Below are 16,153 nucleotides of genomic sequence, written 5' to 3'. Positions count from 1 at the left end.
ACCGGACGGCCGGGTCAGCAGATCCGGGTGCGGTTCTCCATGGCCATGCGGGCGCTCTGCTCGTCGTCGTACACCTCGCACATGTGCCGGCCGTCGGGTGTGGCCGTGTGCTCGACCTCCCACAGGCTCGTCTCGCTGCCGTCCAGGAGGAGGAAGGCGTGCTCGTAGAGCGTGAAACCGGCGTCGCGTCCGCCGACGTGGCACTGGCGGCCGAAGACCTGGGTGATGTGGTGGGCGAAGGCGGCGCGGAGGAGTCCGGCCTTCGCGGCGCCCGGCCGGTCGCCGTTCTCCGCGCGGCGCAGGACGCGGCGGGCGTGGTCCGCCGAATTGTCCGGGGCGTACACGCGGGGCAGGGGGGCCGGGGGGACGCTCATGAGCAGGGTGAGCGCCTCCAGGTCCTCCCGCAGGCTGTCGTCGCCGAGGGCGGGGGTGTCCCAGAAGCTGCCGGCGAGGCGCGCGGCGGCGACCTGGGCGTCGCCCTCGTCGTCGTACAGCTCGTGGGAGAGAGGGGCCGGGACGTCCCTGCCGCCGCCGTGGACCAGCTCCCACAGGGTGAGCGTGGTGCCGTCGGAGAGCAGATACGTGTGCCGGTAGGTCTCGCGGTGCAGTACGGAACTGTGGTGGGACGAGTGCAGGGCGCTGCTGTGCGCCAGTGCCGTCCCGAGCCGGTCGACCGTCGTGTCGGACAGGTCGAAGGAGTTGAGGGCGCATCGCAGGAGTCGCTCGAGGTGCTGCTCGGTTGTCTCGTACGGATCGCTCAAGGTGCTGTCTCCAGGCCGTCGCCGCGTGTTACCCGATGCGTGCATAACGTAGTCCCTGGGTCTGACATCGTGACCGGGGTTCGCAAAAAACGTACCGCGCACGCAGAAAGTTCCCGCCTGTTCGGGAGGGTGTGCGAGAGTTTCCCGGCCGCTTCAGGAGGGGCCGTAGAGCTCGCTGTACGAGGGGAAGGTGCCCCCGGGGCCGTCGGCACCCCGGGCCGCCCTGACGGCCTTCACGATGGCGCGGGCCAGGGCGTCCGCCCCCGCCGCCAGGACGGCGTCGAGCTCGGCGACGGGTTCCTCGGGCAACGGCATGCGGCCGGTGGCGAGGGCGAAGACGGTGTCCCCGTCGGTGAGCAGGTGGACCGGCCGGACGGCGCGCGCCAGCCCGTCGTGCGCCGTTCCCGCGAGCTTCTGCGCCTGGGCCCGGGTGAGGGCGGCATCGGTCGCGACGACGGCGATCGTGGTGTTGAAGGCGCCCCCGGCCGCCCGGTCGGTTCGCGCGTCCCGGATCTCCGCCAGCCGCCGGAGCGCGGCTTCGTGCACGGCGGGCGCGGGGTGCGCGGGCGGTTCTCCCGCGCCGTACTCCCCGTACAGCACCCCCGTCCGTGGATCCACGACGGAGCCCGCGGCGTTGACCACGGCGAGCGCGGCGACCGTGGCCCCGGAGGGCAGGCGCACGCTCGCCGTTCCGACACCGCCCTTGAGCTGCCCGGCCACCGCTCCCGTGCCCGCTCCCACCGAGCCCTCGGGCACCCGCGCACCCGGCTCGGAGGCGGCGGCGGCCTCCACGGCGGCGCGGCCGGTCGACGCGTCGGGGCGGGCCCGCCACTCACCGCCCCGCCCCAGGTCGAAGAGGCAGGCCGCCGGCACCACCGGGACCACCTGGGAGGGGTCCGGGCCGACCCGGACACCGCGTCCCTGCTCTTCCAGCCAGGCCGTCACGCCGGACGCGGCGTCGAGCCCGTACGCGCTTCCGCCGGTCAGGACGACCGCGTCGATCCGCTGCACCAGATTGCGCGGATCGAGGGCGTCCGTCTCCCTGGTACCGGGGCCGCCGCCGCGTACGTCGACGGCCGCCACGGCTCCCCCTTCGGGGGCCAGGACGACGGTGGTCCCGCTCAGTGCGCCCTCGCCCGGTACCCCGGCGTGCCCGACGCGGATACCGGCCACGTCCGTCAGCGCGTCCAGCGGGCCCCGGCCGGGCAGTTCCTCGGTCATGGAGAGCTCCTCGTGAGTGCGGGTCACCGTGCAGGGGCGAACGTACAGGCGGCGGGCGGGGGAGCGGAGGAGGGCCGGATAGAGTCGTACTCATGTTCCAACCGTCCTCTGGCGACGCGCGTCCCGGGATGTGGCGGCGCGAGGCGGGCACCGTCGTGCGCCGGGTAGCGCCGCTCCACGTGCAGGCGCCGGCCCCGTTCGCCATCATCGCCGGGCTGCGGATACCTTCCGTTCCCACGGAGTGGGCGCCCCACTCGCACTCCCTCCACGAGCTGGTCTGGGTACGCGGCGGAACGCTGACGTCCCGGGTGGCGGACCGTGTCTTCACCGTGTCCGAGGGGCAGGGGCTGTGGATGCCCGCCGGGCTGGTCCACGGCGGCAGGGCGACGGCGGGTGCCAGGTTCTACGAGGCCTTCTTCGCCCCCGACCGTGCGCCGTTCGCGTTCGAGGGGCCGCAGGCGATCGCGATGACGCCGCTGCTGGAGTCGCTGCTGACCCATCTGTCCCGTACGGATCTCGACGCGGGGGCCAGGGCGCGTGCGGAGTCCGTCGTGTTCGACGTGCTCCAGCCGTCGGAGCGACAGCTGGTGCTGCAGTTGCCCGGTGACCCGCGGATCGACGCGATCGCCGAAGCGCTGCTGGAGGATCCCGCGGACCCACGCTCGCTGGAGGAGTGGGCCCGGCGGCTGGGGATCAGCGACCGTACGGTCACCCGCGCGTTCCGCCACGCGACGGGCCTGTCCTTCGCGCAGTGGCGGCAGGTGCTGCGGGTGCACCGGGCGCTGACGCTCCTCTCCGAGGGGCTCGACGTGGCGACCGTCTCGGAGTCGCTCGGCTACGCGCAGCCCAGCACCTTCATCGCCTCGTTCCGGCGGGTCATGGGCACCACGCCGGGCGCCTACTTCGACGCGGGCGGCAGCTCGTCCGGGGATGTCCGGAATCCCGTATTGCCTGTCCAAAACTCCTGATTGCCGACGCGGCAGGCGGAACATACCCTTCAGGAGTTAGGCGACCCTAAGTTCTTGCTCGCCGCGCGCGGTGCTTCCGTGCGTGGGAGCGTCCGCTGCCCGGCCGGCGAAAGCCGGACGGAGGGTGCCGTCCCCGTCCCTCCGAGCGTCCGGACCCACCCATGTTCACGAGCCCCTCCCGTCGCCCCGCGGCCGACGCCGCCACACCGGCGGCCGCCCTCAACGGGCACGACCTGGTGCTGCGGTACAGCGGCACACAGGTCGTCCACGGTGTCTCGCTGGCCCTGGAACCCGGACGTGCGACGGCCCTGGTGGGACCGAACGGCAGCGGGAAGTCCACGGTGCTGCGCGCACTGTCGCGCCTGCACCGGGTGGACGACGGCCGTGTGACGCTCGGCGCCCCCGGCGGACCGTCCGAGCGCGACGCGGCGCTGCTCAGCGCCCGGCAGTTCGCCCGAGAGGTCACGCTGTTCTCCCAGTCGAGGCCGGCGCCCCAAGGGCTGACGGTCGCGGAGGTCGTGGCGTTCGGCCGCCACCCCTACCGGCGTGGCTTCGCCGGACCGACCGCCGAGGACCGGAGCGCCGTCGACCGTGCCATGGGCGTGACCGGCGTACGGGACATGGCAGGCCGGCCGGTCGGGGAGCTCTCCGGCGGGGAGATGCAACGGGTCTGGCTCGCCGCCTGCCTGGCGCAGGACACCGGCGTCGTACTGCTGGACGAACCGACCAACCACCTGGACCTGCGCTACCAGATCGAGACGCTCGACCTGGTGCGCGATCTCGTCGAGGACCACGGCATCGCGGTCGGGATCGTGCTGCACGACCTCGACCAGGCGTCCCGCGTCGCCGACACGCTAATCCTGATGCGCTCCGGCCGGGTGCACGCGGCGGGCGCACCCGTCGACGTCCTGACGGCGCAGAACATCGGCGAGGTCTACGACATCCGTGTCGAGGTCGGCGTCGACCCCCGCACGGGCCGTCTCCGCATCGACCCGATCGGGCGCCGTCCCGGCTGAAGCGGCCGGACGCCACCCCCCGAAGCGGCACATCCGCCGCCGCGAACTCATCGCAAGAAAGAGGATCCGTAATGAACCGTGCCCGTCGCCTGGCGGCGTCAGCCTCCGCGGGGCTCATAGTCCTCGCCGCAACGGCCTGCGGCACGACCGCCGTCGACAAGGCCGGCGCCAAGAGCAGCGCCGACGCGGCGCCCGCCTCGGAGAGCTGCGCGCAGGACACCACGACCACCTCGACGAAGCCTGTCTCCTTCAAGGACGGCGTGGGCCGTCAGGTGAAGCTCGACAAGCCCGCCGAACGGATCGCGGTCCTGGAGTGGCAGCAGGTCGAGGACGCCCTGACGCTGTGCGTCACCCCCACCGCCGTCTCCGACGCCAAGGGGTACAGCACCTGGGTCAGCGCGGAGAAGCTGCCCGGCGGGGTGACCGACATCGGTACCCGTGAGGAGCCCGACCTCGACACCCTCTACGCGGCGAAGCCCGACCTCATCGTGGTGGAGGCGTTCGACGCCGACGACGAGACCATCGCGAAGCTGGAGAAGCGAGGCGTCCCCGTGATGGCCACGCGGGGCGCGGACCCGAAGGACCCGATCGGGAACATGCGGGAGGTCTTCAGCATGATCGGCAAGGCCACCGGGCGCACCGAACGGGCCGACCAGGTGCTCAAGGAGTTCGACGCGCACCTCGCGACGGCGAAGAAGCAGGTCACCGACGCCGATCTGCCGACGAAGGACTTCCTGTTCTTCGACGGCTGGCTGGAGGGCGGCAACCTCACCGTCCGCCCCTACAGTGACGGCGCGCTGTTCACCGAGATCGGCAAGGAGCTCGGCCTGAAGCCCGCGTGGACCGACGACGTCAACAAGGCACACGGCGACGGGGGCGTCGACGCCTCGTACGGTCTCGCGCAGACCGATGTCGAGGGACTGACCTCGGTGGGGAACGCCAACCTCTTCTACGCCAACGACGAAGGAGCCGGTGGGTACGTCGCCGCACTGGAGAAGAACCCGCTCTGGAAGTCCATGCCGGCCGTGAAGGAGGGCCGCTCGCACGCCTTCCCGGCCCGGGTGTGGGGCGCCGGCGGTCCGCGTTCCTGCGCGCAGGCGATCGACGCCTACGTCGACGTACTCGACAAGAAGTGACCGCGACACAGACAGCGGCACCCCGGGGGGAAGCGCTGCCGCGCGCCGAGCGCGGCAGCGGCCCCACCGGGGTGGCCGTCCTCGTGCTCCTCCTCGTCGTGACCGTCCTCGTGGGGATGTGGCACCTGACCCAGGGGACCTCGGGTATCGGCGTCACCGACCTGGTGCGGTACATCGGCGGGGAACGGGACAGCACCGGCGGGGCTTACGTCGGGGACGTCCTCACCGGCTCGCGCCTGCCGCGTCTGTTCGCGGGCGTGGCGGTGGGCATCGCCCTCGGTGTGGCCGGGGCGCTGCTCCAGTCCGTCACGCACAACGCCCTCGCCTCCCCCGACACCCTCGCGGTCACGGCCGGGGCCTACTTCACGCTCTCGCTCGTCGCGGCGCTCGGTCTCGCCGTCCCGCTCTGGGCCTCGGGCGCCGTCGCGTTCGCCGGCGGGCTGGCCGCGGCGGTGCTCGTGCTGCTCCTCGCGGGCCGGGCCGCGGGCACCACCGGCACCCGTCTGATCCTCGCCGGCTCGGCGATGGCGTTGGCCCTGGACGCGGCGACCGCCATGGTCCTCATCCTGTTCAAGCAGAACACGACCGGTCTCTTCGCCTGGGGGAGCGGTTCGCTCGCCCAGATCAACATCGACGCGTCGGTGCGCGCCTTCCCCCTCGTGGCCATGGGGCTCTGCGCCGCCCTGGCGCTGTCCCGCAGGCTCGATGTGATGAACCTCGGCGACGACGCCGCGTCCACCCTCGGGGTGCCGATCCGGAGCACCCGTGTGATCGCCGTGATCTGCGCGGTGGTCATGTCCAGCACGGCGGTGACGCTCGCGGGCCCGATCGCCTTCGTCGGCCTCGGCGCCCCCGTGTTCGCCCGGCTGATCGCCGGTCGGGTCCGGGCGCTGCGGCGGCACATCTTCCTGGTGCCCGCGGCCGGGCTGCTCGGCGCGCTGCTCATCCTGCTCGCGGACGCGTCGCTGCGCGCGCTGCAGGGCGCGGACGGGGCGGCCTCCATACCCACCGGCGTGCCGACCGCGCTGCTCGGCTCCGTCGTCATCGTGATCCTGGCGCTCCGCCTCCGCGACACGGGCCGGCTCCGTCAGCCGCCGCACGCACGGGTCGCCGCACGGTCGCGCCGCGCCTTCCTCTTCGTCGTGTTCGGGGCGGTGGCACTCCTGGCCGCTGCGGCCCTCATCGCGGTTCTGGCGGGCAGCCTCTGGCTCCGGACGGGGGACATCGCGCTCTGGGTCCAGGGAACCGCCCCCGGCCTCGTCGGGCAGGCGCTCGACGACCGGGTCCCGCGGGTGCTCGCCGCGATCCTCGCCGGAGCGGCCCTCGGACTGGCCGGATGCGTCGTCCAGGGTGCGGTACGAAATCCGCTGGCGGAGCCGGGCGTGCTCGGCATCACGGCGGGCGCCGGTCTGGGAGCGGTCGCCGTCGTCACCTCGGGCCTGCCCGGGGGACGGCCGGTGCTCATCGCGGCCGCGGTCGTGACGGGACTCGCCACCTTCGGGCTGATCGCCGTGCTGTCCTGGCGCGGGGGCTTCCTGCCCGACCGGTTCGTGCTGATCGGCATCGGCTGCGGGTACGGCATCAGCTCCGTCACCACCTTCCTCCTGCTGCGCGCCGACCCGTGGAACACCCCGCGGATCTTCACCTGGCTCTCCGGCACGACCTACGGGCGTACGTTCCCCGACGTCGTACCGGTCGCGGTGGCCCTGGCGCTCGCGCTTCCCGTGCTGCTCGCCATGCGCGGCCATCTCGACCTGCTCGCCGTCGACGAGGACACCCCGCGCGTCGTCGGCGTCAAGCCGGAACGCACGCGCTTCGCCGCACTGGGCATCGCCGCGGTGCTGGCGGCGCTCAGCGTGATCGCGGTCGGTGTCGTCGGCTTCGTGGGGCTCGTCGCCCCGCACCTCGCCCGGTCGCTGGTGGGCGCCCGGCACGGGCGGTCGATCCCGGTCGCGATGCTGCTCGGAGCCCTGCTGGTCTGTGTGGCCGACGCGCTCGGCCGCACGGTCGTCGTACCGGCCCAGGTACCGGCCGGCCTCATGATCGCCCTGGTCGGCGCCCCGTACTTCGTCTGGGTGCTCCGGAGGTCCCGTGCCTGACGCCGGGCCGGACCCCCGTGTCCGAGAATCCGCCCTTCACCTCCCCGACCCGCCAAGGAGTGCCGGAATGCCGTCCCCGCAGGGAGCGCCCGCGAAGAGTGCCGTGGTCCCCTTCGAGCCCGACGCGTCCCCGAGCCCGCTGGGAAGCCTCGACATCCCGGAGCGCTGGCGCACGGTCGACCGCTCCGCCCACGCACCCCACATCGTGGCCGTGCCGGGGGAGGACGGTACGGGCCCGGTCGCCGCCGCGCTGGTGACGGCACGCCCGCACACGGCCTACCTCAAGATCGTCGACGCGGTCGGTGACGTGCCGGCAGCCGTCGAGGCCGTCGTCGCGCACGCGCGGGACCGCGGGCTCGTACAGGTCAAGTGGGAAGGATGGACGGCGAGTCCGGAGGCCGCCGCTGCCGCCGGCTTCGTCCCGCTGCGTCCGCCCCTCTCACCGGTGGAGGACGGGGCGGGGCCCGACACGGGTTACGTGCGCTGGCTGTGCGACGGCCCGGGGGACGAGCCCCCGTACTACGGGCAGACCACGCACTTCTCGTGCGGGGCCGTCACCGCTCTGGTCGCGCAGGTGCACGGGGGGACGCTGCCCCGGGAGGCACTCGACCGCGAGGCGGAGCTGACCCTGTGGCGCGACGCCACCAACTTCCCCGCGTGCGAGCCGGTCGGACTGGGCGTCGCCGTGCGCCGGGCGTGGCCGTCGTCCCCCGTCACGGTCCACCTCGACACGGACCGGCCCGTCATGCTCGACCACTACACGGAGAAGGAACAGGAGTGGCGCGCCCTGCTCCAGCGCACGTCGCGCACGGAGGCCGGGCGGACCGGCGTCCCGGTCGACCCGGGCCATCTCTCCCTGGCCGCGATCCGGAGCGCGATCGGCAGACGTGAGCACGTGCTCCTCCTGGTCTCGCTCGCCGGGATGCAGGGGTTCGACGTGCCGCACTGGGTGCTCTGCCACGGCACCGTGCCCGGCGCCGTCGTGATCGAGGACCCGTGGGCCCAGGCGGCCGCGGGGGACACCTGGGTCGACGCCCACCTGCTGCCGGTCCCCGACCCGTCGCTCGATGCCATGTCCGTCCTCTCGGCGGACCGGTTCCGCGGTGCGGTGGCCATCGGACGCGCGCGGCAGCGCGAGGTGTCCGTGGACGAACCGGCCGGCGAGTAGCCCCCTCGGCTGCCGAGTTGCCTCCGGTGCCCCGCTCGCGCAGGGGCACGGGACGAGGCCGGGTTCGGGCCACCTGGGCGACGCGCTCACACGGTCGAGGCATATAACGGGACCAAACGCCCATCGCGGCCCTACGGTGGCCGGGTGACCGAGCCACCAGAACCCGCCGCAGCCGAGCAGCCCGAGACCGGTGTCCGCACCGCCACGTCCGGTGGGACGGACGGCCACGGCGGCACGGACGGCCGGCCACCCGGCAAGGGGCCCTCCGTCGCCGCGAGGGCGGCCCGGAACCTTCCGCGATCCGTCTCCGGCCGCGCGGCCCTGGCCGGAGCCGTGGTCTCCTGCCTGCTGATCCTCGCGATCGTGTTCGGCAGCCGTCTGCTGCGCGACTTCGACTCGGCGCTGCTCCCGTACGCCGTCGCCACCGTCTTCCTCGCCTTCGGGGTCACCTACCGCTACACGGTCTGGGTGTCCGCCCCCGGCGCCCGACGGCTCTTCAGGAACGGCTGGCGCAGCCTGTTCTCCACCGAGAACTTCCGCAAGGCACCCACCGCCCTGCCGAAGATGATCGCGACCTACCTGGGCTTCCAGAAATTCCTCGGCGCCCGCTCCCACGCCCGCTGGGCAGCCCACCAGCTGATCTTCTGGGGCTGCGTCCTCGCCGCGCTGATCACCTTCCCGCTGACCTGGGGCTGGTTCACCTTCACCTCCGACACCGGCTCGGGGCCCGGATACGAGATGCGCATCTGGGGCGTCAAGATCCTCGGCTTCGACTCGCTGAACATCATCGGCTGGCTGATGTTCCACGGCCTGGACATCGCCGCGGTGCTCGTCATCCCCGGCGCGGGGTACTTCCTCTGGCGCCGTATGAAGGACCGGGGTGCCATCACCGGACAGCGGTTCGCCTACGACATGGTGCCGCTGCTCGCCCTGATCATCATCTCCGTGACCGGCCTGCTGCTCACCTTCTCCTCGATCTTCCTGCACGGCGGAGGCTACGAGTTCCTGGCGATCCTCCACATGGTCTCGGTGGTCTTCACCCTCATCTACATCCCGTTCGGGAAGTTCTTCCACATCGTGCAGCGCCCGGCAGCGGTCGGCATGCAGCTCTTCAAATACACCGGGCGCCAGGACGACGAGATCTTCGCCTGCCGCCGCTGCGGAGAGGCCATCGACACCGGCCCGTACGTCGAGAACCTGCGCGGCACCATGCGTGACCTCGAACTCGGCTTCGACGAATGGGCCGAATACTGCCCGCGCTGCAAGCGGGTACTGCGCGGCAACGCCTATCTCACCCAGGTCAAGAAGGGTTTCCAGTGACCGCGGACCCACGCGCAGCCGACGGCCGTACGACCGTCCCTCTCGACCCCTCCCTCGCCCCGCCCGGCACCCGCGGCTTCCGCGACGCGGGCGGCATCCCGGCCGACCAGTGGCACGCCGACCAGAACGGCGAGACGCTCGTCCCCACCCACTGCTGCTTCTGCGGTGTCCAGTGCGGGATGTATCTCCGCGTGGACCGCGGCGGCAAGGTCTTCGGCGTGGAGCCCCGCAACCACGACATCAACCGCATGCGGCTCTGCCCCAAGGGCATCAACGCCTACCAGCAGGTCAACCATCCGGACCGGCTCACCGCGCCCCTCATGCGCCGTTCCCGTGACGAGGAACTGCGCGAGGTCTCCTGGGACGAGGCGCTCGACTTCACCGTTTCCGAGATCAGGCGCATCCAGCAGGAGCACGGACGGGACGCCTTCGGTGTCCTCGGCGGGGCCAGCCTCTTCTCCGAGAAGACGTATCTGGTGGGCAAATTCGCCCGGGTGGCGCTGAAGACCAAGCACGTCGACTACAACGGCCGGCTCTGCATGGTGAGCGCCGCGGGTGCCAACAAGCTCGCCTTCAACATCGACCGGGCCGGCAACCCCTTCTCCGACATCCTGCTCACCGACTGCCTCCTGCTCGCCGGGGCCAACGTCGGTGAGTGCTTCCCCGTACTGACCCAGTACGTCTGGGGGGCCCGGGACCGCGGCGCCACCCTGATCGTGGTCGACCCGCGCGAGACGGCGGTCGCGCGCACCGCCGACATCCATGTCGCCCTCAAGTCGGGCACCGACTCGGCCTTCTTCAACGCCGTGCTGAACGTGGTCATCGAGGAGGGGCTCACCGACGAGGCCTACCTCGCGGCCCACGCCACCGGCTGGGAAGAGGTCAAGGCCAACGTCGCCCAGTACCCCCCGTCCCGCGCCGCCGAGATCTGCGGAATCCCTGCCGAGCAGGTCGTCCAGGTCGCCCGCGCCTTCGCGCGTGCGCCCAAGGCCATGGCCTTCCACGCCCGGGGCATCGAACACCACACGCAGGGCGTCGAGAACTGCCTCAGCGTGATCAACCTCTGCACCGCCACCGGCCACATCGGCAAACCCGGCGCCGGATACGGCACCCTCACCGGACAGGGGAACGGCCAGGGCGGCCGCGAGCACGGTCAGAAGGCCGACCTCCTCCCCGGCGGCCGCTCGATCCTCAACGAGGAGCACCGCCGGCAGATCTGCGAGATCTGGGGTATCGAGGAATCCGAACTTCCGGCCGCCGGGACCTCGATGATGGAAATGGTCTGGCAGATGCAGCGCCAGGAGATCCGCGGTCTCATCGGCATCTGCAACAACCCCTTCGTGTCGCTCCCCAACTACGCCGTGGTCAAGGAGGGGTACGACACCACCGAATTCCACGCCCAGTTCGACTTCTTCCTCTCCGAGACCGCCGCCAACGCGCACGTCGTCTTCCCCGTCACCATCTGGGCCGAGGACGAAGGGGTGATGGCCAACGCGGAGGCACGCGTCGTCAAGCACAACAAGGCGCAGGAACCGCCGTCCGGTGTGCGGACCGACACCTGGGTGATGTGCGAGATCGCCCGCCGCCTAGGAGAAGGCGACAGATTCGCCTTCGGCAGTTCCCGCGAGGTCTTCGACGAGCTGCGCAGGGCCTCCGCCGGCACGGTCATCGACTACTCCGGCATCACCTACGAACGGCTCGAGGAGACCGGCGGAATCTCCTGGCCCTGCCCGTCCACCGATCACCCCGGCACCCCCCGGCTGTTCGAGGACGGCACGACCTACCACGAAGACGGCAGGATCCACATGCAGGTCGTCGAGTGGCACCCCCCGGCGGACCCGTACGACGCCGAGCACCCGATGACGCTGACCACCGGACGCACCGTCGCCCACTTCCTCTCCGGTAACCAGACCCGCCGGCTGGGCGCCCTCGTGGAGCAGACCCCGCGGCCCTGGGCCGAGGTCCACCCCTCCCACGGCTTCCACAACGGCGAACCCGTCCGCGTCGTCACCCGGCGCGGCAGCGAGGTCTTTCCGGCGCTGGTCACCGAGGCGATCCGGCCCGACACGGTGTTCATCCCCTACCACTGGCCCGTCCCCACCGCCGCCAATGCCCTGACCATCGACGCCCTCGACCCCCGCTCCAAGATCCCCGAGTACAAGGTCTGCGCCTGCCGCATCGAGCACGCCGCAGCGATCGACGAGGTCCCCGCACCTCCTGTCGCCCCCGGCCACGTCGCCTATCCCGAGACCCAGGTCTCCCGCACCGACCCGCTGCCACCCACGGCCCCACAGGGCCGCGGCACCTCGGAAAGGAGCTGATGCCCGGATGATGGGCAGAACGATGTTCATCGACCCGGGGCGCTGCATCGGCTGTCAGGCCTGTGTATCGGCCTGCCGGGAATGCGACTCGCACCGGGGCAAGTCGATGATCCACCTCGACTACACCGACGAGGGTTCATCCGTCGCCTCCCTCCCCACGGTCTGCATGCACTGCGAGGACCCGGTGGCCCCCTGCGCCGAGGTCTGCCCGGCCGACGCGATCCTGGTCACCGCCGACGGAGTCGTGCAGCAGGCCGACACCACCCGCTGCATCGGCTGCGCCAACTGCGTCAACGCCTGCCCCTTCGGTGTTCCGAAGATCGACCTCCAGGCGAAGCTGCAGATGAAGTGCAACCTCTGCTACGACCGCACCGCCTACGGGCTCGCCCCCATGTGCGCCACCGTCTGCCCCACCGGCGCCCTCTACTACGGCACCCTCGAGGAACTCCAGGCGGAGCGCCCCGGGGTGCAGGTCGCCGACACGTTCGTCTTCGGCGAGAGCGAGGTGCGCACCGGTGTGGCCATGGTCGTGCCCGCGGAGCGGGTCCAGTGGCCGGTACCCGGCGGACTTCCCGTCGTCGAGATCAACGGGAAGGACGTCCGCCGATGAGCGTCACCGAACAGCAGCAGCCGGGCCCCGACCACGGCCCCGGGAGCGACCCCCGTGAGGCCCTGCACGACCGGATCGCCGCCGATTCGCTGACCACCCGCCGCGACTACCTCCGGATCGTCACCACCGTGTCCGGCGGCCTCGCCGTGGGCGGTCTGGCCGTGGCGGGCGGCATCCTCCACCGGCACGGTGAGACGGAGGACGGGAAGGCGCCGTCCCCGAAGCGGATCGCCGCACAGCTGCCACCGGGTGAGTCCCTCGCATTCCGTTACCCCGGCGACGAGGACCGGGCGGTCGCCGTGCGGATGGACGACGGCACCCTCGTCGGCTACTCCGCCGTCTGCACCCATCTGGCCTGCGGCGTGCTCTGGCGCAAGGACCGCGGCACGGACGGTGAGCTGTACTGCCCCTGCCACGAGGGAGTCTTCGACGCGCGCACCGGTGCGGTCACCGCCGGCCCGCCGCCCCGCGGGCTGCCCAAGGTGGTGCTGACCGAGCTGGAGGACGGCAGTATCTGGGCCGTCGGGACCACCCGGTCCGGGGAGAGCGCCGAAGCGGGGCTGTGCCGCCAGCTCGCCGAGGACCGCCCCGATCTCGCCGCACGCATCGGCTGCCCCGGCACCGGAGGCGGCGCGGAGGCGCCACCCGCGCCGGCCCCGTCCGACGCCGCCGCCCCGGGGAGGCGGTCATGACCGAACCCCTGGACCCGATCGAGCCGCCGCGGCCCCCCAGCCCCGCCGGCACCTTGTACCCCGACTATCACCCCGGCAGCGAGCGGGCCGAGCTGAACCGCCCCCTCCACGAGCGCTACCCCCAGATCCGGCCCACCAGTGGCTACGCCGACCCCCGGGTCCGCCACACCGGCCCGGGGCCGGGAGCGGGCTCCGAGCAGGAACCCGAGCGCTCCGCGAAGCTGACGGCCAGGCTGGTCCTGGCGATGAGCGTCGTCATCGGCCAGCTGTGGGCACTGACGGAGGTCGTCAACGTGTGGATGGAAGGCGACACGGGCACGGCCTGGTGGGGAGCCGGATTTCTGTGTCTGTCGTTCCTCGTCGTGCTGGGGCTGTGGCTGCTCGATCCGAAGGATCGCTGAGCCCGGCCGTACCCTGGAGGCATGAGTACCGCCCCCGCCCCCGGACCGCGAGAGTCGAAGCCGCCGCAGCCCCAGCAGCGGCCCCCGCAGGAGTCCGGGCCAAAGCCGTCGGCTCTGGTCTTCGACGATCCGCTGGACCGGCAGTCCGCGGACGACACGGACCAGGGGTGGGGCGAGCGGGCTCCGGCCGGCGGCGGCGCGGCCGACCTGGCCCGCTTCCTCGACGAGAAGCCGCCCCACCACATCTGACGGCCTGGCCGTCAGCGGGCCCCACGGCCGGGTTGACGCGATGTCCGTCCTATTCGGCATGGGACACCGCCACCGCGAGACGCCCCGACGCACCGGCGCCCGCCAGAGCCGCCGCGGTGTCCCGCTCCACGGACAGGACGACCAAGGCCCCGTGTCCCACGCCGGTCCCGCCGTCGGCCGCGGGGAACGGTGCCTCCACGTCGCCCGCACCACGCGGGACCTCTGCCACCCGCACGTCCCGTGCCACCACTCGTGCCCGGGGCTCCCCGTCGGCCGCGGCGATCACATCGACGCGGTCGCCCGGTCGCAGCAGCCGCACCGTCGCAGCGTCGGCGATCCGCACCGGAGCGGACACCAGACGTACGGGCCGCCGGTCGGGCCCCGGTGGCCCGTCCCCGCCGGCGGCGGCCGCCCCTCTCTCACCGCCCAGCCCCGATGCGGCGAGCACGGCGGAGGCCAGGGCGAACCCCGCGGCCAGCGCCCGGCGCTGCCCCCGCAGCACCCGCCGGAGACGGCGCCCGCCGCCACCCCGCACGCGCAGGGGACCGAAGGACGGGACCCCGCACGGGGCGGGAGGCGCGGGACGTGTATCGGGCACCGAAGGGAACATGGCCAACACCACCTGGCGAGAGAGGAGTCCGAGGGGAAGCCCCGCCGGACACCCTCACGATCCACCCTCCGCGGAAATCCCGCCCGGCCCTGTGGACAGCCCCCACATTGTGGATAACCCGGTCACCCCCACGGGTCCCAAGCGGACGGCTCGGGACCCCGGCGCCCGTGCCCCCGTGCCCGTGATCCCCGGCGTCCAGGCCCCCCGGGCCCGTGACGCCGGGCCGGCCCCGGTGCCCCTGACGTGCCGCGCTACGGCAGCTCGATCCCCGTGTCGATCCCGTCCAGCGCGTGCGCGCACACGCAGTCACGGCCCTCGTTCGCCGGCAGAGCGGCCACCGCGTCGAAGAGCACCGACCGCAGCCGGTCCACATTGGCCGCGAACACCTCCAGCACCTCGGCGTGATTGACGCCCTCGCCGGCCTCGGCCCCCGCGTCGAGGTCCGTCACCAGCGTCATCGTCGTGTAGCAGAGGTTCAGTTCGCGGGCGAGCACCGCCTCCGGGTGCCCCGTCATCCCGACGACCGACCAGCCCATCGCGGCGTGCCAGCGCGACTCGGCACGGGTCGAGAAGCGCGGGCCCTCGACCACGACCAGGGTCCCGCCGTCCACCGGCTCCCAGTCCCGGCCCCGCGCCGCCGCCAGGGCAGCCTTGCGGCCCTCCGGGCAGTACGGGTCGGCGAAGCCGAGGTGCACCACGTTCGGTTCGGTGCCGTCGGCCAGGGGTTCACCGTCGTAGAAGGTCTGCGTGCGGGTCTTCGTACGGTCGACCATCTGGTCCGGTACGAGCAGGGTGCCGGGGCCGTACTCCGGACGCAGACCGCCGACCGCGCACGGGCCGAGCACCTGGCGTACGCCGACGGAACGCAGGGCCCAGAGGTTGGCGCGGTAGTTGATCCGGTGCGGCGGGAGGTGGTGGCCGCGGCCGTGCCGCGGGAGGAAGGCCACCCGGCGGCCCGCGAGTTCGCCCAGGAACAGGGAGTCGCTCGGCGCTCCGTACGGCGTGTCCACCTGGACCTCGGTGACGTCCTCCAGGAAGGAGTAGAAGCCCGATCCGCCGATGACACCGATTTCCGCTGTAGCCGTTTCTGCGTTCACCATGCGGTCACACTAACCGGGCGCACACGTCCAGGACCCCGCCGAGTCGATCAGCGGGGTCCTGGACCAACGTGTGGTGTGCGGGTGCCTCAGGCGGCCGACGTACCGCTCGACGACGAAGAAGCCGAGGAGGAGGTCGAGGACGCGGCCGAGGCGGCCGGCTTCGCGTCCGACTTGGCCGAGGAGGACCCGGAGGCCGACCCGGCGGAGGAATCGGACGTCTTGGCGGACGACGTGGCCGGTGTGCTGCTCGACGAGGAGCCACGGCTGTCGTTCCGGTAGAAACCGGATCCCTTGAAGACGATGCCGACGGCCGAGAACACCTTCTTGAGGCGTCCTTCGCAGTTCGGGCACACGGTCAGGGCATCATCGGTGAACTTCTGCACCGCTTCGAGGCCCTCGCCGCATTCGGTGCACTGGTACTGATAGGTCGGCACTTGCTCCTCCTGGCACTCTCACTCAATGAGTGCTAACGACGCTCCAT

The 16,153-nt window shown here is 72.2% G+C and carries 16 protein-coding genes; 11 read left to right on the top strand and 5 right to left on the bottom strand.

From position 1 onward, the window contains the following. Positions 1 to 14: 14 nt before the first annotated feature. Positions 15 to 761 carry a DUF6227 family protein gene (locus AB0P41_RS22360; protein ID WP_356709806.1) on the bottom strand — a complete coding sequence of 249 codons (747 nt, stop codon included), beginning with the start codon at positions 759 to 761 and terminating at the stop codon, positions 15 to 17. A 153-nt stretch (positions 762 to 914) separates the two neighbouring features. Then, on the bottom strand, positions 915 to 1,982 hold the full coding sequence (locus tag AB0P41_RS22355) for a P1 family peptidase (RefSeq protein ID WP_365933709.1): 1,068 nt from the start codon (positions 1,980 to 1,982) through the stop codon (positions 915 to 917). A 92-nt stretch (positions 1,983 to 2,074) separates the two neighbouring features. On the opposite strand from AB0P41_RS22355, the gene AB0P41_RS22350 reads away from it, so the two are divergent. The 11 genes from AB0P41_RS22350 (at position 2,075) to AB0P41_RS22300 (ending at position 13,962) form a co-directional block, all read left to right on the top strand. Beyond that, a complete protein-coding gene (locus AB0P41_RS22350) occupies positions 2,075 to 2,950 on the top strand; it encodes an AraC family transcriptional regulator (protein ID WP_356709802.1) in 876 nt (291 codons plus the stop codon). A 161-nt stretch (positions 2,951 to 3,111) separates the two neighbouring features. Further along, a complete protein-coding gene (locus AB0P41_RS22345; RefSeq protein WP_365933707.1) occupies positions 3,112 to 3,966 on the top strand; it encodes an ABC transporter ATP-binding protein in 855 nt (284 codons plus the stop codon). A 71-nt stretch (positions 3,967 to 4,037) separates the two neighbouring features. Continuing rightward, entirely contained in the window at positions 4,038 to 5,102 is a 1,065-nt protein-coding gene (locus AB0P41_RS22340) for an iron-siderophore ABC transporter substrate-binding protein (RefSeq protein ID WP_356709798.1), read from the top strand. Beyond that, positions 5,099 to 7,201: an iron ABC transporter permease gene (locus tag AB0P41_RS22335; RefSeq protein ID WP_365933706.1), complete on the top strand. Its 2,103-nt coding sequence runs from the start codon at positions 5,099 to 5,101 to the stop codon at positions 7,199 to 7,201. Before AB0P41_RS22340 ends, AB0P41_RS22335 begins: the two co-directional genes overlap by 4 nt. A 67-nt stretch (positions 7,202 to 7,268) precedes the next feature. Next, complete coding sequence (locus AB0P41_RS22330) at positions 7,269 to 8,369, top strand: peptidase C39 family protein (RefSeq protein ID WP_365933705.1); 1,101 nt, start codon at positions 7,269 to 7,271, stop codon at positions 8,367 to 8,369. Positions 8,370 to 8,513: 144 nt separating this feature from the next. Then, complete coding sequence (locus tag AB0P41_RS22325) at positions 8,514 to 9,689, top strand: MFS transporter (protein WP_356709792.1); 1,176 nt, start codon at positions 8,514 to 8,516, stop codon at positions 9,687 to 9,689. After that, the gene (locus AB0P41_RS22320) at positions 9,686 to 12,010 is read left to right on the top strand and encodes a molybdopterin oxidoreductase family protein (RefSeq protein WP_365933702.1); all 2,325 of its coding nucleotides are present in this window, start codon (positions 9,686 to 9,688) and stop codon (positions 12,008 to 12,010) included. Before AB0P41_RS22325 ends, AB0P41_RS22320 begins: the two co-directional genes overlap by 4 nt. A 7-nt stretch (positions 12,011 to 12,017) precedes the next feature. Next, positions 12,018 to 12,620 (top strand): 4Fe-4S dicluster domain-containing protein, encoded by a 603-nt coding sequence (locus AB0P41_RS22315; RefSeq protein WP_356709788.1) that lies wholly within the window; start codon positions 12,018 to 12,020, stop codon positions 12,618 to 12,620. After that, complete coding sequence (locus tag AB0P41_RS22310; protein ID WP_356709786.1) at positions 12,617 to 13,312, top strand: Rieske (2Fe-2S) protein; 696 nt, start codon at positions 12,617 to 12,619, stop codon at positions 13,310 to 13,312. Before AB0P41_RS22315 ends, AB0P41_RS22310 begins: the two co-directional genes overlap by 4 nt. After that, positions 13,309 to 13,713: a hypothetical protein gene (locus AB0P41_RS22305; protein WP_356709784.1), complete on the top strand. Its 405-nt coding sequence runs from the start codon at positions 13,309 to 13,311 to the stop codon at positions 13,711 to 13,713. The genes AB0P41_RS22310 and AB0P41_RS22305 overlap by 4 nt, the downstream gene beginning before the upstream one ends. Positions 13,714 to 13,734: 21 nt before the next feature. After that, complete coding sequence (locus AB0P41_RS22300) at positions 13,735 to 13,962, top strand: hypothetical protein (protein WP_356709782.1); 228 nt, start codon at positions 13,735 to 13,737, stop codon at positions 13,960 to 13,962. 49 nt (positions 13,963 to 14,011) lie between these two features. Here the strand turns inward: AB0P41_RS22300 and AB0P41_RS22295 are convergent, their stop codons facing one another. The 3 genes from AB0P41_RS22295 to AB0P41_RS22285 form a co-directional block, all read right to left on the bottom strand. Next, the gene (locus AB0P41_RS22295) at positions 14,012 to 14,572 is read right to left on the bottom strand and encodes an RcpC/CpaB family pilus assembly protein (protein WP_365933699.1); all 561 of its coding nucleotides are present in this window, start codon (positions 14,570 to 14,572) and stop codon (positions 14,012 to 14,014) included. Between the two features lie 251 nt (positions 14,573 to 14,823). After that, positions 14,824 to 15,672 carry an S-methyl-5'-thioadenosine phosphorylase gene (locus AB0P41_RS22290; RefSeq protein WP_365933697.1) on the bottom strand — a complete coding sequence of 283 codons (849 nt, stop codon included), beginning with the start codon at positions 15,670 to 15,672 and terminating at the stop codon, positions 14,824 to 14,826. A gap of 86 nt (positions 15,673 to 15,758) precedes the next feature. After that, the gene (locus tag AB0P41_RS22285) at positions 15,759 to 16,106 is read right to left on the bottom strand and encodes an FmdB family zinc ribbon protein (protein ID WP_365933696.1); all 348 of its coding nucleotides are present in this window, start codon (positions 16,104 to 16,106) and stop codon (positions 15,759 to 15,761) included. Positions 16,107 to 16,153 lie beyond the last annotated feature (47 nt).

It is taken from the genome of Streptomyces sp. NPDC079167 (assembly GCF_040686735.1).
Lineage (GTDB): Bacteria > Actinomycetota > Actinomycetes > Streptomycetales > Streptomycetaceae > Streptomyces.
The sequence above is the reverse complement of the archived record's forward strand: the minus strand, read 5'-3'. Positions and strand labels throughout refer to the sequence as shown.

Coding starts and splice junctions, on each gene's coding strand:
- AB0P41_RS22355 (WP_365933709.1), bottom strand. CDS start 1,982: ATGACCGAGGAACTGCCCGGCCGGGGCCCGCTGGACGCGCTGACGGAC.
- AB0P41_RS22350 (WP_356709802.1), top strand. CDS start 2,075: ATGTTCCAACCGTCCTCTGGCGACGCGCGTCCCGGGATGTGGCGGCGC.
- AB0P41_RS22345 (WP_365933707.1), top strand. CDS start 3,112: ATGTTCACGAGCCCCTCCCGTCGCCCCGCGGCCGACGCCGCCACACCG.
- AB0P41_RS22340 (WP_356709798.1), top strand. CDS start 4,038: ATGAACCGTGCCCGTCGCCTGGCGGCGTCAGCCTCCGCGGGGCTCATA.
- AB0P41_RS22330 (WP_365933705.1), top strand. CDS start 7,269: ATGCCGTCCCCGCAGGGAGCGCCCGCGAAGAGTGCCGTGGTCCCCTTC.
- AB0P41_RS22315 (WP_356709788.1), top strand. CDS start 12,018: ATGATGGGCAGAACGATGTTCATCGACCCGGGGCGCTGCATCGGCTGT.
- AB0P41_RS22310 (WP_356709786.1), top strand. CDS start 12,617: ATGAGCGTCACCGAACAGCAGCAGCCGGGCCCCGACCACGGCCCCGGG.
- AB0P41_RS22305 (WP_356709784.1), top strand. CDS start 13,309: ATGACCGAACCCCTGGACCCGATCGAGCCGCCGCGGCCCCCCAGCCCC.
- AB0P41_RS22300 (WP_356709782.1), top strand. CDS start 13,735: ATGAGTACCGCCCCCGCCCCCGGACCGCGAGAGTCGAAGCCGCCGCAG.
- AB0P41_RS22295 (WP_365933699.1), bottom strand. CDS start 14,572: ATGTTCCCTTCGGTGCCCGATACACGTCCCGCGCCTCCCGCCCCGTGC.
- AB0P41_RS22290 (WP_365933697.1), bottom strand. CDS start 15,672: ATGGTGAACGCAGAAACGGCTACAGCGGAAATCGGTGTCATCGGCGGA.